This is a genomic window from Solirubrum puertoriconensis, assembly GCF_001483135.1.
GTDB lineage: Bacteria > Bacteroidota > Bacteroidia > Cytophagales > Hymenobacteraceae > Solirubrum > Solirubrum puertoriconensis.
In genome coordinates, this window is the sequence record NZ_LNAL01000008.1 from 1473608 (window position 1) to 1498068 (window position 24461).

The following is a 24461-nucleotide window of genomic DNA, read 5'->3' on the forward strand; positions in this document are numbered from 1 at the left end:
ACCCTGTGAGGGCAACTGCGGCTGAACCGCGGCGCCAGCCTGCCGTATAGCCAGAGCCACACCACCCGAACCGAAAACACCATGGAACAGGATCCAATTCAGCAAGAACCCTACAACCAGGAGATGAACGCCCGCGAAGCAGGCCCCGAGTACGACGCCCAGGCCACGGCCTCGGGCCAGTCGCCGGCCGAGCAGGAGCGCGACCCGCAGGGCCGCTTTGGCATGGGCGACCGAATGGGCGTGCTCACCGGCGACAACGCCGACGATAACTCGGGCAGCGGCGGCAACGTGGGCGGTCAAGCAACCAAAGGCCCCAACGTAAGCCGCAGTACCGAATACAACAACCCTGGCAACGCCGACGAAGGTGACGTGGGCGGCAGCACGGCCTCGGCCGGCACCGGCACCTCGGCCGGCCAACCCGGCCAGATTCCGATGATTTAACCTTCCCTTCAACATCACCCCGACCTACCTACAGCTATGAGCAAGCAACCCCAAAAGGAAAACACCAACCCCACCAACCAGGAAAGCAGCGGCGCCGATAAGGTGGGCATGGCCAACAGCGGCCAAAATCAGTTTCCGTTGAAGAAAGATGCCAAAGACGCTGCCGACCGCAACGGCAAGCAAAACGATATGCCCAGCGCCGGCTCGCAAGTACGCAGCGGCGCCAAGCACGTGGATAGCGGCAAAGGCAATCAGGATCAACAATAATTTCCCAGCAACATGAAAGGCTCTTCCGATAACAACAATCAAAACCAAGGCGCCCAGAGGCCTAGCGCAGCGCCGGGCTCGGCCCCCATCGATAAAACCAGCCCCGACGGCAACATCAACCGCAGCGAGGCCAAGCACGTGGGCGGTGCCAGCCCGAGCAGCGTAGGCAGCCCCGAGGCCAACCGCAGCACTACCGGCCAGCACGGCGGCAACCACGGCAACGACCGCGACAACCGCAACGAGCAACCTGCTTCGGGCGAAAACGCCAAGGGTAGCTCGAACCGCGGCGGGCAGGTGCCTACTTCGCAGCAAAACCAAGGCGGCGGCCAGGATACCGACCACGCCAAGCACAACCAAAACCAGCGCAAAGGCGAGTCGAACGACTACGCCAACGGCAGCCTCTCGCGCAGCTCCGCCAACGACGGCGGCACTATTGATGACTCGAACAACCGCGACGCCAAGTAGCACGCAGGTTTGGGCCCGCTAGGCCGATTGCGGCCTAGCACGGCTGTAATTAGAAACCGGTTCATCGGCGCCATGAAGTATCTTCCGGCACGATGAACCGGTTTTTTGTGCTCTTGCCTTTGCTGGCCGCCTGGCCCGCCGCGGCCGCCCAGGCCCAATTGGGTAACCCACTCAAGCAGTTGCTGCGCCGCGACACCACGGCCGCCGTGCGCCGCGTAATGGTCGACCCCGATGCGCACCGGGTGCAAATCATCTACACGCAAATCAGGCGCGATGCCGCGGGCAAACCGCAGTTCAAGTCGTACGCGTATCGGCTGAAGCCCAGCGAGTACTTCTACCCGGCCAGCACCGTAAAGCTGCCCGCCGCGGCCGTGGCCTTGCAGAAAATGCGCCGGCTGAACGCGGCTAAGCTGGAGCCTGAAACCCCGTTGCGCATCGATTCGGCCTTTGCAGGCCAAACGCGCGTGCTGCTCGATAGCAGCGCCCTAGGTTACCGGCCCACCATTGGGCAATACATCCGCAAGGTGCTGCTGGTGAGCGATAATGATGCATTTAATCGGCTGTACGAGTACGTGGGGCAGCAAGAGCTGAACGCGAGCTTGCGGCAAGTTGGCCTTGCGCAAACCCGCATCATCCACCGCCTATCCATAGGTGATAAGGAGCCCGGCTCGCGCCACACCAACCCCGTCACCTTCTTCGCCGATACCACGCTGCGCACCGAGCTGTACCGCCAGCCCGCCGCGTTCAACGAAGGCGCGCTGCCGCCCATGGCGGCAACCGACATCCACATCGGCAAAGCCTACATGGACGGCAGCCGGCGCGTGGAGCAGCCGCTTGATTTCAGCACCAAAAACGAGTTTCCGCTCCGCGACCAGCAGCAGGTGTTGCGGGCATTGCTCTTTCCGGAGTCGGTGCCGCCGCAGCAGCGCTTCGACCTAACGCCCGACGATTACGCTTTTCTGCGCAAGTACATGCGCTTGCTGCCGCGCCAAAGCCGCTACCCTAGGTACAACCCCGCCGAATACCCCGACAACTACGCCAAGTTTCTGCTGACCGGCGGCAAAGCGGCCGCGCTGCCCGAGGGCGTGCGCATCTACAACAAAATTGGCCAGGCCTACGGCTTTCTGATCGATAATGCCTGCATTGTCGATTCGCTGCGCGGGGTGGAGTTTATGCTCTCGGCGGTGGTGTACGCCAACCACGACGAAGTACTCAACGACGACCAGTACGACTACGACACCGTGGGCTTCCCGTTTCTGCGGCGCCTAGGTGAGCTGGTGTACCGGTACGAGTTGGGCCGCACCGCGCCGCGCCGCCGCAAGCAGGTGCGCACGTATTGGAGCGAGCAACACGAACGCGCCACGCCCTGATGCCTGCTCCCGAAATTCCGCTGAACAGCTACGGCCTGCCCGTGCTTACCGACGCCGCCCAGTATTGGCAGTTGGTGCGCCTCAACCCCGAGCACGAGCTCATCGACCTAGGCGCGTTCATTCCTGGCGTACAGCTCGATATCCGTTACGCCACCGCCAACAACTTTTTGGGCGAGGCCGTGTACGCCGAAGCGGCCGCCTACCTGCGCCGCCCCGTGGCTGAGGCCCTAGGTGCTGCGCAGCAGGCGTTGGGCAAAGTAGGAGTGGGGCTAAAGGTGTTCGATGCCTACCGGCCGTACAGCGCTACGGTGCGTTTCTTCGAGAAGATACCCGACGAAACTTACGCGGCCCCGCCGTGGCGCGGCTCGCGCCATAACCGGGGCTGCTCCGTCGATGTGGCCCTGATTGACCTAGGCACCGGCGCCGACTTGCCCATGCCTACCGAGTTCGACGCCCTAGGCCCCGAAGCGCACTCCGACTACCTAGAGCTGCCCACCGCCGTGCTGCAATACCGGGCGCTGCTCCATACCGTGCTGGCGCAGCACGGATTTGTGAACTACCGGGCCGAGTGGTGGCACTTCGACCACCAACGCTGGGCCGATTTTCCGCTGCTCGACCTTGCATTTGCTGAGCTGCGGCGTTGAGCCTCGGCTATATGGTGTGTAAATTGCATCGGATTTTGGTGGGCGGCCGGTATTGGCCGCTGGTTGGTAGTTGCTTGTTGTATTTTCTTGATGCGCTGTTGTTTGCCCTTTGCCGCCTCGCTGGCGTTGCTGTTCTCTTCGGTTACCGCGTGGGCTCAGCCGTCGGCCGCTACGGCGCCGCTTACCAAGTTTAAAAGCCCGGTACTTACCACGCCCATTTCGGCGCCGCCGCCCAAGCGCGAGCTGCGCGGCGTCTGGATTGCCACCGTCGAGAACATCGATTGGCCGAGCCGGCGCAACCTCACGCCCGAGCAGCAGCGGCAGGAGTATATCCGTATGCTCGATCAGCAGCAGCGCACGGGTATCAACGCAGTGTTTGTGCAAGTGCGGCCCGCCTCCGATGCCTTTTACCAGAGCAGCCTGGAGCCCTGGAGCAAGTGGCTCACGGGCCAGCAGGGCAAGGCACCGGGCTGGGACCCGCTGCCCTTCCTTATCGAGGAGGCGCACAAGCGCAACATGGAGTTCCACGCCTGGTTCAACCCGTACCGCGGCAGCACCGATACCACTACGGCCCGCCTCGCGCCCAACCATCCGTACCGCCAGCACCCCGATTGGTTTTTCCGCTACTCGGGTAAGTTGCTCTACAACCCCGGCCTGCCCGAGGTACGCAACTACATCACCAAAATCATCATGGATGTGGTGCGCCGCTACGACATCGACGGCGTGCACTTCGACGACTACTTTTACCCGTACCCCGACCCTGGCCAGGTTATTCACGACGAGCGCGCCTTTGCCCAGTACAACGAGCAGCAGCTTAGCCTGCCCGATTGGCGCCGCCGCAACGTAAACCAGCTGGTGCAACAGGTGCACGACTCCATCGACGCCGAAAAGCGGTGGGTGAAATTCGGCATCTCGCCCTTCGGCGTGTGGATGAACCAAGCCAGCCACCCCGACGGCTCCGATACCAAAGCTTTTCAGGGCCACACTGGCCTTTACGCCGATGCACTGGAGTGGCTGCGGCAAGGTTGGGTTGATTACGTGTTGCCGCAGCTGTACTGGAGCACCAACTTCAAGTTGGCCAGCTACGCTACGCTGATCGAGTGGTGGTCGCGCAACCGCTACGACCGGCACCTGTACATTGGCCACGGCGCCTACCGCATGTTCGAAAGCACCAAATCGGATACCACGTGGCGCAACCCCGGCGAGCTGCCCAAGCAAGTGCGCCTCAACCGCTCGTACCCCACCGATATCAGCGGTAGCGTGTTCTTTTCGGCCAAATCGGTGCTGAACAATCCGCTGAAAACCACCGACTCGCTGCGCGAAAACCTGTTCCGCTACCCAGCGTTGCTGCCCACCATGCCTTGGAAGGATGCCGTGCCGCCCCGCACGCCGCAAGGCCTTACGCTGGTGCGCGCCGGCGGCCCCGTTACGCTTACCTGGCGCCCCGGCCCCGCCGCTGCCGATGGCGATTCGGCCCACGCCTTTGTGGTGTACCGCTTTGCCCGCGGCGAGCAGCCCACCCCCGACGACCCCAAGCACATCCTGCTGATTCAGCCACGCGCCGGCCGCAACAGCCTGGCTTTCATCGACACCACCGCGCAAGTAGGCATTGACTACGCCTACTACATCACGGCCATCGACCGCCTGCAAAACGAGAGCGGCCCCACTCGGGTAACCACCCTAGGCTCAGCCGCCGGCCCCGTTATCGCACAATCCGATGCCGAGCCCGCTGCGGCCGCTACGCCGCCGGTTGTGCCCACCCCGCCCGTAGCCGCCGAACCCGCCGTTACCGAAAAGCCAGGCACCACTAAAATCACGCGCAGCGCCGGCAGCGTCACCATCAAAACAAAAGCCAAGACCAAGAAGCGCGGCTTCTTTAGCAGGTTGTTCGGGCGCTAGTAGTCGCATCCTGCCCCTAGCTCACAAACCAAAAGACGCCCCGCCTGGCAGCTGCCAGGCGGGGCGTCTTTTGGTTTGTGAGCTAGGGGCAGGTACTGGCACGGGTTCTAAGACTCGCGCCAGTACCCGGGTTTAAGTAATTTCGCTTGCTCGAATTGTTTGTTGTCAGCCTTATCATTTACAACAAAGCTCTTTGACTTAGCATTTTCTATGAAACACATTTTCTTTCCTGTCTTAACTATCTTCATTATTGCTTGCAGTAGAAGTAAAGATGAGTTACCAACACCTAAACCGATGCCTGCAGAAATGCTGCAAGCCAAAACCTGGGTCGTATCCGGGCGAAGCGTGACTAACGGGCAAGGCCACGTCGCGGACTTGTATACCGGCTGGCCAGCGTGTTACCAAGACGACTTCTTTCTGTTCCACGCCGGGGGGAACCTAGTCTTCGACAACGGCGCAGCCAAGTGTAGCCCGTCGGAGCACCAAAGCACAACCGGCACCTGGGTGCTAAATTCCGACGGATCAGCTCTGCAAATCAACTTTTCATCGCTGACCACCAACACCGTCCCGCAGCAGATTCGCGGCCGCGTCGAGGAATTAACTCCGGCCAAACTGGTCTTTGTGCACACCGATACGGTGAACGGGCAGGTTTTCGCAATCCGTTACACTTACCGAGGGCAGTAAGATTAGGGGGCCAAAGCGGCCAGCTAGCGCTCTGTTGCGCTTGTACTTACCAACCTAGCCCATGCCGGCACTTAGGTCTATAACATAGGTAACTAGATATAAGGCCCCCTTGGCAGCTGTCGAGGGGGCCTTACTGTTCAACTTAATTTGAAACTACAGTCAGAAAAGTTGCGAGTTAATACCATGGATAATAGCTTATGAATAACGATGCCTTACAAGAAAAAAGCCCGCTTGGCAACTGCCGAGCGGGCTTTTTGCTTGCGGTACCTAGGGTACTGCTTACAGCGCCTTGATATCCATGGTCAGGGTAACACCCGTGGCCGTGCGGTTGATGCCCGTAACGGTGAAGATGGCGTACTGATCGGCGTTGCGCAGGCGCGCAATGACCACGTCGCCAACTACTACGTTGTCGAGCTGGGCTACCTGGTTAGCGGCGGCAGCCGTTTGGTACGTTTGGCGGATGCTGTTCAGAGTAGCGTTGGTATAAGCCGCAGCGCCACCGCTGGTGTAGCGGAAGAACTTGGTCGTGTTCAGCGCCTTTAGCTGCACGGCGTTGCTGGCCGTGCTGGTGATGGCAACGTCCTTGCTGGCGGTGGCACCCGGTTGGGCTACGGTCGCAAAAGTCGTCAGGTCGTAAGCGGCTTGGTCGCCACCGGTGGTGCCGGTGTAGGTAAGGGTAGCATTGCGCGGCGCGGCCAAAGCTGTAGTGGTAGTTGGCGTGATGGGCGCGGCCGTGGCCGTGGCCGAGCGTATGCTAGGAGCACCAGCCGGTAGCGGCAGGGTGGGCTTGTCCTGGAAGCGCGACTTCACCTCGAAGCGGTACACCACGTCTTGGCCACTTGAGTTGGCGGGCAAGGTCAGGTCCACGTTCACGGTAGTGGCCGCGCCCGATTGGGCTGCTGTGCCCACCGGCACGCGCTGGCGTGCTACCCGGCGCTCGGCGCCCGTACCCACGCGCATGTAGGTAATCAGGCTGTCGATATCCTTGTAAAGCGTGCCGGCCGTGGTAAGCGCGGTGGCCGTGTTGATGCCGCCCGTATTCAGCTTCACCGGGAAACGCACCACGTCGCCGGGCACGCGCGAGGCGTTGTTGGGAGCGGTCAGGTTGGTTGGCGCATCCACGGTAATAGTGGGCACGGGCTCGGCCAGGCGGAAGCTGAACGAGCGGGTTTTAACCTGGGTGTTCTCCGACACTACTACCGCATCAACGCGCACGTTGGCCTTGTTCTGGCCGGCCGGCACGGTGTAGTTTACCACCAGCGTATCGGCGTTGCGCAAGCGCGAGAAAGCCGCCCGGTACGGAATGGTTTGCACCAGCGTAGAGTCGCGGTTCGGCTCGATTTTCTGCAAAATGCGGATTTCCTTAATGGGCGCCGTTTGCTGGGCAAAGCGCAGCTCAAAGCTCACCACCTCGCCGGTAGCGTACTTGGTTGACGTACCTAGGGCGTTGTCAACAAACGTTGGGAACTGGCCATCTACCTCGTTGTAAAAGGTATCCAGTTCCGATTCGCAGCCGGCCAGCACCGGGCCCGCGAAGGCCAGCAGCAAAGCACCGCGGCGTAGATATATCGTTGATTTCATGAAAGTAGATTCGGCGGAAGAAGCTGAAACAAAAGCCTACGGGCACTACTGCTGGTCCCACCACATGGGCTTGGTGATGTAATCGTCGGAGTTGGCGGCGCCAACCGACGAAAACAGCTGCGCCACGTTCTGCGGGTTGTACTGCACCTCCGTCAGGGCCGGCAACATGCGGCGCGGCCAACGGTCTTTGTAGTCGGGCTTGGCGGCCAGCACCGGGTTGGCGTTGTTGGGGTAGCGCAGGTTCACGTAGATATCGGTGCTAAAATCGAAGCGGCGCAGGTCTGTCCAAGATTCCGGGTTCAGGAACATGGCAATGTACTTCTGCTCCATGATGCGCTTCAGATCCAGCTCGCCCTCGTTCTGGGCCACCGCCGCGCTGGCCATGTAGGCATCAATCTGCGCCTGCGTAATCACCGGGAAGGTTACAGCCGGTACGGCGTTCGAGCCGCCCACGCCAATCTTGCGCATGTGCGCCTGAATGCCCTCGCGGTAGGCGCGCAGCGCACGGCCTTTGTCGCCGGCCCGGAAAGCAGCCTCGGCCTCGATGAACTTCAGCTCGTGGTAGGTAATTACCTCAAAGTACCCTAGGTCGCGGGCGTACCAGCTCGAGTAGAAATCGGTAGCATTGCCGGTAGCGGCGCTGATGGGCGTACCACCACCCACGCCGGGGTCGCCGCCGGTGCTGTTGGCCGTAGCAATAATCGGGAAGCGCGGGTCGGTTACGCCGGGGTAAGTAGCACCGGGCGCACTGCCATTCAGGTACTTAATGATGTTGGTAGAGAACGTAGCCGAAAACGCCGCCGAAGCAAAGTTGGCGCGCGTAGTACCGAAGATGTTGGTGCTGCCCGTTACCGGCGCCACCGCCACCTCAAACTGCAGCTGCGCATCGTCGGCGGTAGCACGGAAGCCTTTATCTACCAAGGCCAGCACAGCCTGCGGGTTGTAGCTGCCCTTTTTGGTGAGGTGGTTCAGCTGGCGGGCCTTAAGCGAGTTGGCCAACCGAATCCACTTCTGCACGTCGCCTTTGTACAGAATGTCGCCGCTGATGCTGGGCGAGGTAACGTAAAGTGGGCGGAAGTTGGCCGAAGCCGGCTTCTGCATTTCCACGATGCCCTCGTCGAGCAGCTTGTCGATGGTGGCGTAAATCTGCTCCTGCGGATCGTACTTGGGCGTGTAGTTAGCCGCCCCCTGAAACGCCTCCGAGTATGGAATGTCGCCGAGCATGTCGGTGGCGTGAGCCATCGTCATGGCCAGCACAATTTTGCCGGCGCCCACGTAGTACGGCGAGCCTTCTTTCTGGCCTTCGTCGATTACATAGCGGCCGTTGCCGGCCGAGTAGAAGTACAGGTAGTTGAAGGTGTTGGTGCTGTTGCCGTTCGTCAGGTAAAACTGATCGGTGCTGGCCAGCGCCGGCCGACGCACGATGTATTGCGAGATGTACGAGGTCGTCAGGGCCGTGAACATCTGCTGCTGAATGCCCTGCGAAATCGCGCCGGGCAGCAGGAAGTTGGGCGTGGCCGTAATGGGGTTGTTGGGGTCGGTGTTTACGTCCAGAAACTTTTCGCACGACGTAAGCACCCCGCTGCTCATGAGCAGGCCCAACGCGAGGATGTATTTTTTCATCTTGAATGACATGGTAGAAACGGTGCGCTGCCTAGGTCCTTGGAGCTGGTTAGGCATTGTGCACCTAGGAATTTAGAAGTTGGCACGCAGCGACATATCCACACCGCGGGTAGCAGGCACGCTGCCGTAGTCGAAGCCCGTAGAGCCACCGCCGCGCACGCCGGCACCAGCGGCCGAGGTTTCGGGGTCGACGCCGGAGTACTTCGTGAAGAGCAACAAGTTGCGGCCCGTAACGCTTAGCTCAATACCCTTGATGGTGCCCGAGTTGCCGAGCCAGGTTTTGGGCAAGCTGTAGGTAAGCGTAGCGTAGCGCAGGCGCGTCCAAGAGGCATCTTCGATGAAGGGTGTACCCACGGCACCCAGGATGCTGGTGTAGTAAGCTTGCGTCAGCTCCACGGGGCGCGTGTTCGGCGTGTAGGTGCCGTCGCCTTTGGCTACTACGCCATCAAACACCACTTCCTTGTAGCGGTCGAGGGTACGCTCGCTCAGGCCGTTGCGGGTAGTCAGCCAGTCGTTGCCGTTCACCACTTTGCCGCCCTTGCGGAAGTCCCACATAAAGCTAAACGTGAGGCCGTTGTAACTGAAGGTATTGGTTACCTGCGTGGTGTAATCGGGGGCGCGGTTGCCAGCATATTGGTACACCGCCGTGTTGATGGTGGGGTAGCCGTTGGCGCCAATGATGATTTTACCAGCGTCGGGGCCCGATTGCACGCGCTGGAAATCGTAAGCGGCAATGGAGGTAATCGGGCGGCCGGGGAAAGCACTACCGCGAGCCACGTCGATGATCGAGGCATCCGACTGGTTTACCTCCGTCAGGAAGCCGGGCAGCTGCTTGGCTTCGTTGCGGTTAGCCGTAAAGTTGGCTAGGGCAGTCCACTCGAAACCGTTGGCCAGCTTCACGGGCGTACCCGACAAGGCCACCTCGATACCGCGGTTAACTACCGTACCGCCGTTGATGTACTGTAGAATAAAGCCCGAAGCCTGGCTTACGCGCGGAGCAATCAGCTGGTCGCGGGTTTCCTGGTGGTACACGCTGGCGTCCAGACCTAGGCGGCCGCGCAAAAACTGCAGGTCGAGGCCGGCTTCGTAAGCGCGGGTGCGCTCCGGTTTCAGCAGGCGGTTCGAGCCGAAGAAGCCTTGGCGGAAACCACCCCCAATGTACGTTGACTGCGCCAAGGGCGAATCAACGCGGTAGGGGCCAGTGTCCTTACCCACCTCAGCCACCGAAGCACGGATTTTGCCGTAGTTCAGCACAGGGTTGGTATCCAAGCCCAGGGTGCGGCTGAACTCCCAGCCACCGGCCGCTGAGCCGTAAAAATAGCCTCGGCCATAGTTTTTGTTCTGGCCGGGGCGGGGCAAGGAGGATGAGAGGTCGTAGCGGCCGTTCAGCTCCAGCGTGGCTTGCTTAAAGAAGTCGAAGCTCAAGCGGCTGAAGTTACCCACCCGGCGGCTCGTGCGGTTGTTGGTAAGGGCGTTGCGGTTTACCGTGTTGTTGATCGATACGAAATTCGGGTTCTGGAAAATCAACCCGATGACGTCGGTGGTTTCGTACGCGCCCTGCTCCACGGTATTGCCGAATACCAGCGAAGTGCCCACATTCTCGCTGAAGTCGTGGGTTAAAGTGGCCAGGAAGTTGGAGTTCAGCAGGCGCACGAAGTTGGTGGTTTCGGCAATGCCCCCGTTCTGGTTGTTGGGCTGTGAGGTACCCACGGCGCGCACCGAGCGAAACTTCTCGGTGTACACGTCGGTGCCTAGGTTATAGCTCAGGCGTAACCACTTGGCCGGGTCGTAGGTGAGCTGCGTGTTGGCAATTACGCGGTTCGTGCGGTCGGTTTGGGGGTTGAACTCCGTCGTCCAGTAGGGATTGTCGGCGTCGTTGGTGCCTACCGATAGCGGCGTGAGGCGGCGGCGCGTGCCGTCGGGGTTCAGGTAGTTGCTGGCGTCGTCGTTGCGGGGCCAGTTCAGCAAGCTCACGAAAAAGCCGCCCGTACCGCCGAACAAGCCGGGGCCCTGCAGCGGCCGGCGGCCGCCCGAGTTCAGGTACTGCGCCGAGCCCGAGGCGCCCAGCTTGGGCGACAGCTGCACCTGGCCGTTTAGGCGCACGGTGGTTTTGTCGTAGTTGTTTTGCGGCGTTACACCCTTGGTATCCTGGTGCGAGGCCGATACCATGAAGTTGGCCTTGTCGTTGCCACCCGACATGGTGAGGTAGTTCTGGAACGAGGTGCCCTTCTCGAAGAAGTTGCTTACGTTGTCGTACACCTGCTCGCCGGGCGCAAAGCGCGGACCCCACGAGTTGCGCGTGGTGGGGTCGAACACGCCACCTGCGCCTTGCTTGTACTGGTCTTGCAGCTTGGGCAGGCGGTTTACCTCATCTACCGAAAACTGCGTGCGGTAGCTGATGCTGGTAGCACCTGCCCGGCCGCGCTTGGTGGTAATGATAACGGCGCCATTGCCGGCGCGCGAGCCATAAAGTGCCGCGGCGGCTGGGCCTTTCAGCACCGTCATGCTTTCAATATCCTCGGGGTTGATGTCGGCTGCCCGGTTGGTGGAGGCTACCGAACGACCTAGGATGCCGTTGAAGGCCGAGCCCCCGCCCGGCGCCGTCGACTCCACAAAGGAGGAGTTATCCATGATAATCCCGTCGATAACGAACAGCGGTTGGTTGTCGCCATCAAGCGAGTTGCCACCCCGGATTACGATGCTGGCGCCTTCGCCGGCGCCACCGCCCGAAGAGGTAATCTGCACGCCGGCCACCTTGCCCTGCAGGGCGTTTACAATGTTGGTCTGGCGCGTTTCAATGATATCCTTCGAGGTTACCTGCTGCGCGGCGTAGTTTACCTCGCGGCGCTCCTGCTGAATGCCGTAGGCCGTGGTAATTTGTACTTCCTGCAGGGTAGTGGAGGAGGCTTCCAGGGATACGTCGATGTTGCCATCGGCCCCCACGGTGCGCTCCAGCGTATTGTAGCCAATGAAGCTGAACACCAGCGTGGCGCCCGGGGCTACCTGCAGCGAGTAGCTGCCATCGGCCCCGGTTTGGGCACCTGTGGTGCCGCCCTTTACCACCACGTTCACCCCGGGTAGGGGCGTGCGGTCGGCCGCGGCCGTTACCACGCCGGTAACGGTGCGCGTTTGCTGGGCCTGCACCTGCTGCGCCAGCAGTACGCCGGGCAGCATGATAGACCATAAAGATTTCTTCATTGAGTGGAGGGGGGAATAGGTGGGGAAAAAGGCCAAAATGAAAAGCGCGCGACTATATAGCCGCGCGCAGGTGCGCTTCAGAACAAGCAGGTGCCGCAATACAACAAGGGATGAAAACAGCTGACATAGAGGCGAATCAGCAAGAAAATGAGAAATCAACCGTGTATAAGGCGAGTTGAAAACTGCACCCAAGAAACCCAATGCGGCACAAAAGTGGGTTTAAAGCTAAGCCCGCAGTTGGGTTAAGTCAAGGTTAAATATGGGGTTGACTCAACAGAAGTATGCAAACGGTTGCGGAGGGCACCCAAAAGCGTTTACATTACCGGCGTCTACCATCCCCCACTTCGTTATGCATCCCGTAATCACCCCCGAGCGCGTACCCGTAAGTATCTACTCCGATTCGGAGCAGGCATCGGTAGCAGTGGCCCAGCAAATCGCCGATCTTATCCGGCAGCGCCACGGCGAAGGCCGGCCTTGCGTACTAGGTTTGGCTACTGGCTCGTCGCCCACGCGGGTGTACGAGGAGCTCGTGCGCATGCACCGCGAAGAGGGGCTGTCGTTCCGCAACGTCATCACCTTCAACCTCGACGAGTACTACCCCATGCAGCCCGATTCGCTGCAGAGCTACGTGCGCTTTATGCACGAGTACTTGTTCGACCACGTCGACATTCCGGCCGAGAATATCCACATCCCCAACGGCACCATTCGGCAGGAGGAGGTAGCCGAGTATTGCCGCCGCTACGAGGCCGATATCGAAGAAGCTGGCGGCATCGATTTGCAGCTGCTAGGCATTGGCCGCACGGGCCATATCGGCTTCAACGAGCCGGGCTCGGGAGCTAGCTCGCGCACCCGCCTTATCACGCTCGACCACATTACGCGCACCGATGCGGCCTCCGATTTCTATGGCGAGGAAAATGTGCCGCGCCGCGCCCTCACGATGGGTGTAGGCACCATCCTGGAGGCGCGGCAAATTGTGCTAATGGCCTGGGGCGAAGGCAAAGCCGCCGTAATCAAGCGCATGGTCGAAGGCGAACCCACCGACTCGGTACCCGCCACTTACCTGCAGCGCCACCCCGCCGTGCAGGTGGTGCTCGATGAGGCCGCCGCCGCCGAGCTGAGCCCCCGCAAAACGCCGTGGCTGGCGGGCATTAGCTCGAACTGGCAACACGAAGCCACGGTGCGCAAAGCCGTAACCTGGCTGGCGCGCCACCTGCAAAAACCCATTCTGAAGCTCACCGACGAGGATTACAACGAAAACGGCCTGTCGGATTTGCTGGCCGAATCGGGCCAAGCGTACGGCATCAACATTCGGGTGTTCAACCAGCTGCAGCACACCATTACCGGCTGGCCTGGCGGCAAACCCAACGCCGACGACTCGCACCGGCCCGAGCGAGCTACGCCGTTCCCCAAACGCGTGCTCATCTTCTCGCCGCACCCCGACGACGACGTAATTTCGATGGGCGGCACGTTGCTGCGCCTCGTCGACCAGGGCCACGACGTGCACGTGGCTTACCAGACCTCAGGCAACATTGCCGTGTTCGACGACGAGGCTATTCGCTTTGCCGAGTTTGTGGCCGATTACGACGCCGCCCTAGGTTTGCCCGGCGAGAAACCAGCCGAGAGCTTGTACAAGCGGGTGGTTGATTCGCTTCGCCAGAAAGCGCCCGGGCAGGTAGACACCCCTGAGGTGCAGCAGATTAAAGGCTTGATTCGGCGCGGCGAGGCTAAATCGGCGTGCCGCCTGGCGGGCATTCCCGACGAGAATGCGCACTTCATGGATTTGCCTTTCTACGAAACCGGCCGCGTGCGCAAAAAGCCCCTAGGTGAAGAAGACATTCAGCTGACCATCGACCTGCTGAACAAGATTCAGCCGCACCAGATCTACGCCGCCGGCGACTTATCTGATCCGCATGGCACGCACCGCGTGTGCTTGTCGGCCATTTTCCAGGCCGTGGAACGCCTGAAAGCCGAAGGCACCGAGTGGCTAAAGGATTGCTGGGTGTGGCTGTACCGCGGCGCGTGGCAGGAGTGGGACATCGACCAGATTGAAATGGCCGTACCCATATCGCCCGAAGAGCTAACGCGCAAGCGCCGCGCCATCTTCAAGCACCAGTCGCAGAAAGACCGGCCGTTGTTTCCGGGGGCCGACCAGCGCGAGTTCTGGCAGCGAGCCGAAGAGCGCAACCGCACCACCGCCAAAATTTACGACCAGTTAGGCCTGCCCGAGTACGAAGGCATTGAGGCCTTTGTACGCTGGAAATACTAGCCCCGCTGGGTGCCCCTACGCAGTAGCTCAGCAGCCCCTAGGTGCCCACCCAGCAGTGCGGTACCTAGGGGCTTTGCTCTGAAGCCGGTAGCGAAGTTACAATGCCTTGTTTAGCTGGGTTTTGGTAGCGAAAGGCCGAGCTTTTCAGTTGGTTTATTCATAATCGCAATACTTGTATTTTAAATAGGTAAAATATTATAAATTGACGGAGAGTAGCTTTTCATTCCCACACCATACTCCCTGTCAACTATGCCCAACACCTACTCGCTTTCGAGGCGGCCTCTGCTGTGGAGCTGGCTCGCAATATGCCTATTGCTCTGCCTAGGTACTACCAGCCAAGTCTACGCTCAGCAGCAGACATATACCCTGCAAGGCCGCGTTACGGATGAGCGCGGACAGGGCCTGCCCGGCACCACGGTGTTGGTGGGCGGCACCACGCAAGGCGCCTCTACCGATGCCGACGGCAATTACAGCTTCAGCGCGCAGCTGGCGCCGGGCAGCTACAGCCTCACGTTTTCGAGCATTGGCTACACGGCCCAAAGCCGCTCGCTTACCCTAGGTAGCACCACCAGCATCACCACCAACGTAACCATGCGCGAGGCCCGCCAAAGCCTCGACGACGTGGTAGTGGTGGGCTCCACGGTAAGCACCAACCGGCGCGAGTTGGGCAATGCCATCAGTACCGTATCGGGGCAGGAGCTAACGCGCAGCGGCACAGGTGCGGTGCTGAACTCGCTGCAGGGCAAAGTGCCCGGCGCGCAAATCGTGCAAAACTCCGGCGACCCATCGGGCTCTATTTCGGTGCGCCTGCGTGGCATTAAGTCGCTGTCGGGGCCTTCCGATCCGCTGTATGTAATCGATGGTGTTATCATCAGCAACAACAGCACCAACGTGTCGCAGCTGGCCTTGTCGAACGACGTGGGCACGGCGCAGGTGGGCCAAAACCGCTTGGCCGATTTGAACCCCAACGACATCGAGAGCATCAACGTCATCAACGGAGCGGCGGCGGCGGCCATCTACGGCTCGCGTGCGGCCAACGGGGTAGTGCTGATTACGACCAAGCGGGGCCGTACCGGCGAGGTGCAGGTATCGGCCTACGCCAGTGTCAACCTAAACGAGCTGCGTAAATCGGTGCCCGTAAATACCTTCGGCAAGCAATTTGGCTTCCGCGATTTGCGCCTCTACACCATTGGCGGCGTAACGCCGGCGCAAGTAGCCGCCAACCCCGGCACCACCACCATCGGCATCAACCGGGCGGGCGTAACCACGCAGCTGGCCTCTAATCTGGTAGATGTGCAGCGTTACGACTACTTCAATGACATTTTCCGCCGGGGCTACGGTACCGATAACGGGGTGTCCATATCGGGCGGTACAGAGAATACGCAGGCTCTTGTGTCGCTGGGATATTTCCAGAACCAGGGCATCATCGAAGGCACCAACTTCAGGCGCTACAACATTCGGGCACGCCTGAACCAACGCATTACCAAGTGGGCCAGCCTAACGGCCGGGGTAGCTTACAACAACAGCGACGCCGACGAAAAAGCCAACGGCAACGTGTTTTACAGCCCCATCAACTCCGTTAACATCACCAACAATATCTACGACATCAACCAGCGCGATGCCAACGGCAACCTGCAGGCCGTGGAGCCCACCCGCGTAAACCCGCTCTCGACCATCGAGGACATGACTTTCACGCAGCGCGTGAACCGCACCATCAGCGACGTGCAGCTGAAACTGACTCCTTTTAAAGGCTTTTCGGTGGACTACCTGATTGGGGCCGATGTGTACGGGCAAGCGGGGCAGAGCTACATTCGGCCGTACCCGTACCAAGCGCAAGCCGGCCTGCCACTGGCGCGCTACCCCTTCGGTTTTGCCTCGAATGCCCAAGCCAACTCGGTGCAGATCAACTCCGACCTGAACCTGGCTTACGACCGGCAAATAGGCGAACAATTTAAAGCCACCATCCTGGCCGGATACAACTACCAGTATACCAAACTGGAGCTGACGCAAGCCCGGGGCCAGAACCTTACGCCGTTTATTGGTACCATCAGCGGGGCTGCCAACAACACGCTGCAGTCAACTTTTGGCGTTCCAGAGCAATTCAGCCTGAACGGCGTTTACGTGCAAGGTACCCTGGGTTTTCGTAACCTGGCCTTTATAACTGCCGCCGTGCGGCGCGATGGGTCGTCGAAGTTTTCGCCTTCCGAAACCAACCAGTACTACCCGAAAGTCAGCGGTTCGCTGGTACTCTCGGATCTGGCGCTCTGGCAGAACGCCAGCTACGCCAAGGCCTTTAACACGCTGAAGCTGCGCGCGAGCTATGGGCAGGCGGGTAACTTGTCCGGCATCGACTCTTACGCCCGGTTCTATCAGTTTAATCCGGTGCCTTTTCTGGGGCGGAGCACGTTTCTGCCGAGCTCCCGACTCGCCAACCCCCGAGTGCGGCCCGAGCGCCTGACTGAGCTGGAAATAGGCGGGGACCTAGGGTTTTTGAACGACCGTATCGGGCTGGGCGTCACGGCCTATTGGCAAGAAACACAGGAGCTGTTGGCCAACCGCAACGTGGCGCCCTCTTCGGGCGGCCTTACCATTACAACGAACGTAGCCAGCATCGAGAACAAGGGCGTGGAGCTGCAGCTTACGGCCACGCCGGTACGCACGCCCAACTTCCGCTGGGATGTTACGGCCTTGTTTAACCGCAACCGCAACAAAATCGTGGATTTGCCCGGCTCGGGTGGGCTGCAGCAAGCCATTTCGATTGATAACGTAGCCGGGGCGCCCGTGTACCTGCTGGCCGGGCAGCCGGTGGGCGTTTTCTACGGCTCGGGCTATGCCCGCAACCCCGATGGCTCGTTGCTGCTCACGCCGCAGGGCTTTCCGCAGGACGAGCGCACCCGCGGCCAAGCAGTGGGCTCCACCACCTTCGACCCAGCCCGCGAGGGCAACGGGCAGCCCAGCTACGCCGCCGGCACGGCCATTGCCAACATTGTAATCGGCAACCCCAATCCCAAATGGACAGGCTCGTTCAGCACCAACGTAGCCTTCAAAAAGCTTTCGGCCCGCATACTGCTCGATGCAGTGCAGGGCGTGGATGTGTTTAACGCCGACTACCGCACGCGGCAGGGGGTAGGCCTAGGTGATTTGGCCGAAAAGGAGCTGCGGGGCGAGCTACCGCGCGGCTACATTTTCGCGGTGTACAACACGCAGGAGTTTCGTATTGACGACGGCTCGTTTGTGAAGCTGCGCGAAGCTTCGCTGAGCTACGACTTGCCCACGTTTACGCCGCTCATTCGCAGCCTCAACGTGTCGCTGATTGGGCGCAACCTCGTGTCGTGGGATAATTATAATGGCTTCGACCCCGAAACCAGCGCCGGCGGCACCAGCGACCTGCTGCGCGCCATCGACTTTGGCAACGTGCCCATTCCGCGCACTTACCAGCTCCGGGTTTCGGCCTCGTTCTAACTCCACCTCATTTGGCTCTTCGTCATGAAAAAATACATTCTGCTGCTGTCGCTGCTGTGCTTTGGCCTGGGTAGCTGCGACAAAGAATACCTCGACCCCAGCGCCGCCCGCCAGCAAGACGTGCTGGCTTCGTCCGACGGCCTGATTACCGTGTGCAACGCCTTGCAATACCGCTACACCGTGGGCGGCGCCCTGAGTGTGCTCTACAACAAAGTGGCCGCCGGGGGGCTCACCACCCGCGAGCTGGCCATCCTGAATGTGGGCAACATTGAGGAGTTTAACGTGAGCGAGGGCAACACCAGTTTGCGCACCGACAACGGCGTGGTGCGTAACCTCTGGAGCCAAACGCAACTGGTGCGCTCCAACGCCGATTTGGTGCTGGCCAATGCCGGCAACGCCGGCGACCTAGGCACGCGCAGCGGTATCGTGGCGTATGCGTCTATCTTCCGGGCGCTGGCCCTAGGTACCCAGGCGCAGTTTTTCGAGCAGGCACCCCTAACCACGGGCAACAATGTGCCCTTTGTACCGCGGCAGGAGGTGTTGCAATCGGCCATTACGCAACTAGAGGCCGCCGCTACCCAACTGGCTGCCAACCCCGTTTCGGCCGATTTCAACAGCAAAATTGTGCCCGGTATCGACCTGGCCAATACCCTGCAGGCGCTTATTGCCCGCTACAGCCTAATGGCCGGCGACTACGACCGCGCCATAGCAGCTGCCGGCCGCGTTTCACCTACCAGCCGCTCGGTATTCAACTTTGATGAAAACACCCGCAACCCGTTGTTCGAGGCGGCTTTTGGTAACCGCAACGTGTTCGAGCCCACCGATGCCAACCTGGGGCTAACGGGCGCGCTGGCCCCCGAAGCCGGCGACCGGCGCATTCCGTTTTATGTGCGCCTCAACCCCACGGCTACCCAAAACCGCGGCTTGGGTTTTTACACGGCTGCCAGCGCGCCCATTCCGGTGTATGTGCCCAACGAGATGCTGCTGATTCGGGCCGAAGCCTACGCCCGCAAAGGCGACCTGACCAACGCCGTAACCGAGCTCAACCGCGTGCGCACCAGCACAGCGGCCACGCAGCTGAACTCCAACAACCAGCCGATAGCGCCTCCGGGGGCCGGGCTGGCGCCTTACTCGGGGCCAATTACCCAAGAGGCCATACTGCTCGATATCTACCGCAACCGCTTAATAGAGCTGGCTTTTCAGGGCATGCGGTTCGAAGACAGCCGCCGCTTTGGGCGGCCTGGGCCTGGCGCGGCCAACACCGAGCGCAACCGCAACTTCTTCCCGTACCCGCGGGTGGAGCGCGAAAACAATTCGGCCACGCCCAACGACCCGAATATTTAACCCAGATGCCTTTGGCAACAACGGCCCGCCTGAACCTAGGCGGGCCGTTTTATTGTGGGCGGAGTAACAATCAGCAACCAATTTGTGGCACTCGGCCGCTGCTGCCGAAGTAGCCTTGGTTACCCCAACCTAGGCCCGAAACGTAACGGCGAAGCTGGAGCCCACATCGAGCTGGCTTTCCACGGCAATGCTGCCGCCAGCGTTTTCTACCAGCCGCTTCACGATGTAAAGCCCTACACCCGTGCCATCGACGTGCGTGTGCATGCGCTGAAACAGGCCGAACAGCTGACTTTGCTGTTGCTGGCTCATGCCCAGGCCGTTATCCGCAATGGTGAGCACCACGGCTTTCGGCCGCCGCTCGGCGTGCACACGCACTTGCGCCTGCCGGCTGGGCGAGCAATATTTAACGGCGTTGCTAATCAGGTTGTAAACGATGCTGCGCAGGTTGGCCGGATGAAACAACACGACCACATCGGGCGCTACCTCAATGTGGAGTTGCGCCGCGTTGGCCTTTAAGGCCGAGCCTAGATCTTGGCACACATCGGCTACTACTGCGGCTAGGTGCACCGGCTCGGTGGGGCCGGCATGCGCAAGCTGCAGCTTCGAAACATCGGTTAGCTGGGCAATGGTGTTTTGAAACCGCGCCACCGTGCTCTTCATCATATCGAGCAGCTGTGCTACCCAGGTATCTTGCTGCACAGCTGGGGGCAGCTGCTCGCGCAGGGCTAGCAAAATGCCTTCAATGTTGGCTATGGGCGCTTTTAGGTCGTGCGAGGCCGTGTACACGAATGTGTCCAAATCAACATTGGAGCGTGTAAGCAGGGCGTTGGTGTCCTGCAGCTCGTCGTTGGTGGTGCGCAGCTCTGCGTTTATGCTGGCTAACTCTTGATTTAGGGCATGCACTTGTTGCCGCGCCAGCACTTGCTCGGTTACCTCGGTAGCCACCACCGTAATGGCCGCTTCCTGGTTGTGGTCGTTCTGGTGTAGCGGCTGGTACACAAAGTTCCAGTACACCAGGTCGCGGCGGCCGTGGCGGTTGATGTAGGAGGGAAGCTCGTTGGCTACGTAGGGTACGCCGGTGGCCATTACCTGGTCGAGCAGCTCCTCAAAGCCTTGGCCGGCGGCTTCGGGCAACAGCTCGAACAGCGGCGTGCCTAGGGCTTGCTCCTGCGTACGCCCCCAAATAGCGCACACGGCTGGGTTGGCCAGCTCAATTATGTAGCGCGGGCCCCGAAAAATGGCAATGGCCACCGGCGCTTGCTGAAACAGTTCGTTCAGCTGTTGCTGGCGTTGCTCCCGCTCGCGCCGTGCCATTACACGTTGGGTTACGTCGTAGGCGTACGTCACCAAACCATCTATCTGGCCTTCTTCGTTGTGGCGGGCCTGGTAGGTGAGGTCAAAATAAGTGTCCTCCACGGGGCCACCGGCGGTATGGGCCAGCGGCACGAACACTTCCCGGCCTTCAAAGGTTTGGCCAGAGCTGTACACTTGCTGCAGAATCGCTCGGAGGGGATGGTCGGCGAATTCGGGCAGCGCATCAACCAATCGCATTCCGAGCAACTCGCGCCCCGTAAACATTGCTTGGTATACGGGGTTCACAAACTCAAACACAAACTCTGGGCCCTGCAGAATGCAGATGGCCGCCGGTGCGCGCCTGAACAGCTGCTCCCACTGCCGGCGCTGGCGCTCGGCTTCGGCCCGGGCAGCTTGCGCCTCGAGGGTGCGTTGCTGCACATGCACCTCCAGCTGCTGGTTTAGCTCTTGGGCTTGCTGGCGCGCCAACACCTGCGCAGTAACTTCGGTGCCCAACGACAAAATGCCGATAATGCTGCCATCGGAGCGGTACCGGGGCTGAAAAACGAAGTTCCAGTACACGCTTTCGCGCCGGCCATTGCGTTCGATGTACGTAAGTTGCTCCGACGACGAGTAGTGTGCGCCCGTGGTGTATACTTTATTGAAAATGGCAACGACATCGTCGGTGGCGGCTTCGGGCATCACCTCGAACACGGGCCGGTGCTGCACATCGGCTAACTGCCGGCCCCAAATGGCTAGCGCAGCGGAATTAGCCAGCTCCACGCGGAAGTCGGGGCCGGTGTACAGCACCACCGCGGCCGGAGCCTGCTCCACAAAACGCAGCAGCTCGTTGCGCTCGTGTTCAATTTCTTGCTTAATGGTTCGCTCGCGGGCCTGGCTTTCGCGCAAGGCTTTTTCCACGGGGGTGCGGTCGTGCTCGGAGGTGTCGGTAAAGCTTACCACCAGCACTTCGCCGCTGCGCTGGGCCTGCAAGTGGTAATAATTGTCGAGCCCATCGGCTTGGTAATTTACTTTGTAATGCTGCTGCTCGCCCGATTGAAAAGTGCGCTGGTAAAAACCCAGGATGCCGCAGGCCGCGCTGTACGGAAAGCGCGACATCACCGTGCCGCCCGGGTGCTCGGGCAATCCTACCATGCGCTGGCCGGCTGGGTTTAGGTACTCCAGCGCGAAATCCACGATTTCGGTGCTGGCTTCGTTGTAGATGGGACGCACTACGTGCAAGGCACTAAGCGACACCGCCACCAAAGCCGGCAGCATATCGGGGGCTAATACGTAATTAGTAGGAGGCATAGGCGCGGTAACTACGATAGTACGTGAAAGTACGCACTCAGATGTGCCAGTCTTGCCATGCGCCGCGGACGAGGTATTTAGCGGAACTCAAAAACGAAGGATATAGATAGCCGATGCTTATAGCCAAGGTAGCTACAAGCCAAGGTTGGCACCTGCCCAATGGCAACTGTGCTTGGTACAACTCCTAAGTGCCGCAGTACCCAAGGGCGGTGTGTGGCAGCAGTACCTAGGCCCAAAGTTTTGGGGTAACAAAGTCAGGGTTGCCGCAGCTTCGGCTAAGCTAATTTTCGTTCTTTACAGTATGCAAACCACCACCCAAGCCGCCCTCGATACCACCCATACCCAGCCGCTGGCCGAGGCGTCGCAGCCGGGCCGGTTGGTGTCGCTCGATGTATTTCGGGGCATCACTGTAATGGCGATGATTCTGGTGAACAACCCCGGCGACTGGGGCCATATCTACGCGCCGCTCGAGCACGCCGCCTGGAATGGCTGTACCCCCACCGACCTCATCTTCCCGTTTTTTCTGTTCATCGTGGGCGTGTCATTGGTGTATGCCCTCGATGGCGTGAAGCGGCAGGGCGGTCCGCTTGGGGCTACCACGCTGCGGGTGGTGCGGCGCGGTGCGGTGCTGTTTGCCCTAGGGCTGTTTTTGGCGCTGTTTCCCAAGTTCGAGTTTGATACGGTGCGCATTCCGGGCGTGCTGCAGCGCATTGGCTTGGTGTTCATTTTGTGCAGCACCATTTTTCTGTACACCGGGCGCCGCACGCAGCTGGGGTTGCTGGGCGCCATTTTGGTGCTCTACAACGTGCTGCTGCAGTTAGTGCCCGCGCCCGGCCTAGGTGCCGCCTCGCTGCTGCCCGGCCAAGACCTAGGCGCCTGGCTCGACCGCACTTTGCTTACCGAAGCCCACCTCTGGAAGTCGAGCAAAACCTGGGACCCCGAGGGCCTGCTGAGCACGCTCCCCGCCGTGGGTACGGGTTTGCTGGGCGTGATAACCGCCCAGTGGCTACGCCGCCGCGACGTACAACCCGCCGAAAAAGTAGCCTGGCTATTCGTCGATGGGGCCTTGCTGATTGTGCTCGGGCTGATCTGGAACGGCTGGTTCCCCATCAATAAAAGCCTCTGGACGAGCTCCTACGTGCTTTACACCGGCGGTATCGCCATCAGCGCGTTGGCCGCCCTGTACTGGATTTGCGACGTGCAGGGCTGGCGCGGCTGGATTAAGCCCTTCCTGGTGTACGGCGTCAACGCCATTACCGTGTTCTTTCTGTCGGGGCTGATACCGCGCATTCTCAACCTCATCAAGCAGCCCTTGCCCGGCAGCGGCAAAGAGGTGGGCCTGAAGGAGTGGCTGTACCAAACGTTGTTCGTGCCCAACTTCGGGGTGCCCGAAAATGCCTCGCTCGCCGGCGCCGTTACGCTTATCCTGATATGGCTGGGCATTTTGTGGTGGATGTACCACAAGCGCATCATCATTAAGGTCTGATGCCATAAGCTCCAGTAAAAAGTCCGCTCCACGTCCTGGGGCGGGCTTTTTTGTATCTAGGTGGTCCGGAATCCTCAGGCCCTAAAAGCAAAGCGGGCGGCCCGAAACGAGCCGCCTGCTTCACCATTTCACTCACTATTCGGGAGCGACTCCTAGAGCCGGTCCCACACGGTGCCGCCCGCCTCTACGAAGCGCACGACGCCGTATTCCTTGGTATAGTAAACCCGTTGCACCTGCCAGGCCGCGGCGGCTTGGTTGGCCGCTGGCTGCAGGGTGGGGTACTCCAAAACGTTATTAAAAATGCGGCCTCCTGCGGTTAGGCTCGGTAGCAGGCGCACACCCGCGGGCAGTGTCTGCTGGTTTTCGAGCTCGGCCACGGGCAGCGGCAGTTGTAGGTTGCCCCACTGCAGGGCGGCCTCCAAGGGCTGCTGCCCAGCGGCGGCACCTAGGGTAAACGAGGCTGCAAAGCGGGCGGCATCGGCACGCTCGTAGTACGCCGAATCGACGCGCTCGAGGCGGGTGCCTACCTCTTGCTGGTAGTACTGCACGCGCGCGCCTTTGCTGGCCATGCCCGGTTGGTCTTTATCAGAGAGGCCTTTTACCTGGTAGCGGCGCTCGTAGCCGGCTTGGTTTACAAAGCGCCACTCTTCGCCTAGGCGATAGGGCGTCGTCCAGGCTTGCTCTTGCTGGCTCAGCGTGTAGTGCGTCGGCTCCTCGCTCTCGGCACCCGGCATTACGCTGTCGCACGCGCCGAGCAGCAGCGTAAGCATCAGCGAGCCAAGCAGAGGCAGGCGTTGCACAAGGGGGTAGAGCAGGGGCATGGCTGGATGTTGAGGAAGGCGAGAAGCAGGCGAGCGGACGCGGGTAAAGCAACGGTACAAACATCGGCCACAAACGCACACGAGTAAATCGCATATGCATGTGAGCAAGCCAGAAAGCACAGCCGGGGTGCGCGAACGGGAGCTTGTCATGCGCCGTCAGTAAACCAGATGCTGAACCGGGGGCAAAGGTTGCTTAAGGTACTTAGCAATTGTTGAGCTTGCTACCACTTTCGCAATTGTTTGCGCCAAAAGGCTGTCCGGATTTGAAAGTTGTAGTGCTCTTAAGGATACGTACTTAGCCGCGAT

Annotated in this window: 16 protein-coding genes; 11 read left to right on the top strand and 5 right to left on the bottom strand. The window is 60.4% G+C overall.

Annotation, left to right across the window (positions count from 1 at the left end; all coding sequences use genetic code 11):
• Nucleotides 1–81: 81 nt before the first annotated feature.
• From ASU33_RS21550 to ASU33_RS20605, 7 genes are all read left to right on the top strand, one after another.
• Nucleotides 82–441, top strand: coding sequence for a hypothetical protein (locus ASU33_RS21550; protein WP_059072664.1), 360 nt, complete (start codon nucleotides 82–84; stop codon nucleotides 439–441).
• 36 nt (nucleotides 442–477) lie between these two features.
• A complete protein-coding gene (locus ASU33_RS20580) occupies nucleotides 478–708 on the top strand; it encodes a hypothetical protein (RefSeq protein WP_059072665.1) in 231 nt (76 codons plus the stop codon).
• Between the two features lie 12 nt (nucleotides 709–720).
• The gene (locus tag ASU33_RS20585) at nucleotides 721–1173 is read left to right on the top strand and encodes a hypothetical protein (RefSeq protein ID WP_059072666.1); all 453 of its coding nucleotides are present in this window, start codon (nucleotides 721–723) and stop codon (nucleotides 1171–1173) included.
• Nucleotides 1174–1265: 92 nt separating this feature from the next.
• Nucleotides 1266–2543, top strand: a complete 1278-nt coding sequence (locus ASU33_RS20590; protein ID WP_078063295.1) for a serine hydrolase — start codon at nucleotides 1266–1268, stop codon at nucleotides 2541–2543.
• A complete protein-coding gene (locus ASU33_RS20595) occupies nucleotides 2543–3187 on the top strand; it encodes a M15 family metallopeptidase (protein ID WP_059072667.1) in 645 nt (214 codons plus the stop codon). The genes ASU33_RS20590 and ASU33_RS20595 overlap by 1 nt, the downstream gene beginning before the upstream one ends.
• Nucleotides 3188–3289: 102 nt before the next feature.
• A complete protein-coding gene (locus ASU33_RS20600) occupies nucleotides 3290–5086 on the top strand; it encodes a glycoside hydrolase family 10-like protein (RefSeq protein WP_059072668.1) in 1797 nt (598 codons plus the stop codon).
• A gap of 210 nt (nucleotides 5087–5296) precedes the next feature.
• Nucleotides 5297–5770, top strand: coding sequence for a hypothetical protein (locus tag ASU33_RS20605; RefSeq protein WP_149867337.1), 474 nt, complete (start codon nucleotides 5297–5299; stop codon nucleotides 5768–5770).
• A gap of 279 nt (nucleotides 5771–6049) precedes the next feature.
• Here the strand turns inward: ASU33_RS20605 and ASU33_RS20610 are convergent, their stop codons facing one another.
• Genes ASU33_RS20610 through ASU33_RS20620 form a run of 3 tightly spaced genes read right to left on the bottom strand, consistent with a single transcriptional unit; the run spans nucleotide 6050 to nucleotide 12172 of the window.
• Nucleotides 6050–7351, bottom strand: coding sequence for a hypothetical protein (locus ASU33_RS20610; RefSeq protein WP_059072670.1), 1302 nt, complete (start codon nucleotides 7349–7351; stop codon nucleotides 6050–6052).
• A gap of 45 nt (nucleotides 7352–7396) precedes the next feature.
• Nucleotides 7397–9031 (bottom strand): SusD/RagB family nutrient-binding outer membrane lipoprotein, encoded by a 1635-nt coding sequence (locus ASU33_RS20615; protein ID WP_078063297.1) that lies wholly within the window; start codon nucleotides 9029–9031, stop codon nucleotides 7397–7399.
• Between the two features lie 15 nt (nucleotides 9032–9046).
• A complete protein-coding gene (locus ASU33_RS20620) occupies nucleotides 9047–12172 on the bottom strand; it encodes a SusC/RagA family TonB-linked outer membrane protein (RefSeq protein ID WP_059072672.1) in 3126 nt (1041 codons plus the stop codon).
• Between the two features lie 349 nt (nucleotides 12173–12521).
• Between ASU33_RS20620 and nagB the strand changes: the two genes are divergently transcribed.
• From nagB to ASU33_RS20635, 3 genes are all read left to right on the top strand, one after another.
• Nucleotides 12522–14438: a glucosamine-6-phosphate deaminase gene (nagB, locus tag ASU33_RS20625; RefSeq protein ID WP_059072673.1), complete on the top strand. Its 1917-nt coding sequence runs from the start codon at nucleotides 12522–12524 to the stop codon at nucleotides 14436–14438.
• Nucleotides 14439–14687: 249 nt separating this feature from the next.
• Entirely contained in the window at nucleotides 14688–17900 is a 3213-nt protein-coding gene (locus tag ASU33_RS20630) for a SusC/RagA family TonB-linked outer membrane protein (RefSeq protein WP_059072674.1), read from the top strand.
• 24 nt (nucleotides 17901–17924) lie between these two features.
• A complete protein-coding gene (locus ASU33_RS20635) occupies nucleotides 17925–19244 on the top strand; it encodes a RagB/SusD family nutrient uptake outer membrane protein (RefSeq protein ID WP_059072675.1) in 1320 nt (439 codons plus the stop codon).
• Between the two features lie 129 nt (nucleotides 19245–19373).
• Here the strand turns inward: ASU33_RS20635 and ASU33_RS20640 are convergent, their stop codons facing one another.
• Nucleotides 19374–21848 (bottom strand): PAS domain-containing sensor histidine kinase, encoded by a 2475-nt coding sequence (locus ASU33_RS20640; RefSeq protein ID WP_078063298.1) that lies wholly within the window; start codon nucleotides 21846–21848, stop codon nucleotides 19374–19376.
• Between the two features lie 301 nt (nucleotides 21849–22149).
• On the opposite strand from ASU33_RS20640, the gene ASU33_RS20645 reads away from it, so the two are divergent.
• Nucleotides 22150–23334: an acyltransferase family protein gene (locus ASU33_RS20645; RefSeq protein ID WP_078063299.1), complete on the top strand. Its 1185-nt coding sequence runs from the start codon at nucleotides 22150–22152 to the stop codon at nucleotides 23332–23334.
• Nucleotides 23335–23486: 152 nt separating this feature from the next.
• Here the strand turns inward: ASU33_RS20645 and ASU33_RS20650 are convergent, their stop codons facing one another.
• Nucleotides 23487–24155, bottom strand: a complete 669-nt coding sequence (locus tag ASU33_RS20650) for a hypothetical protein (RefSeq protein ID WP_059072677.1) — start codon at nucleotides 24153–24155, stop codon at nucleotides 23487–23489.
• Between the last annotated feature and the right edge of the window lie 306 nt (nucleotides 24156–24461).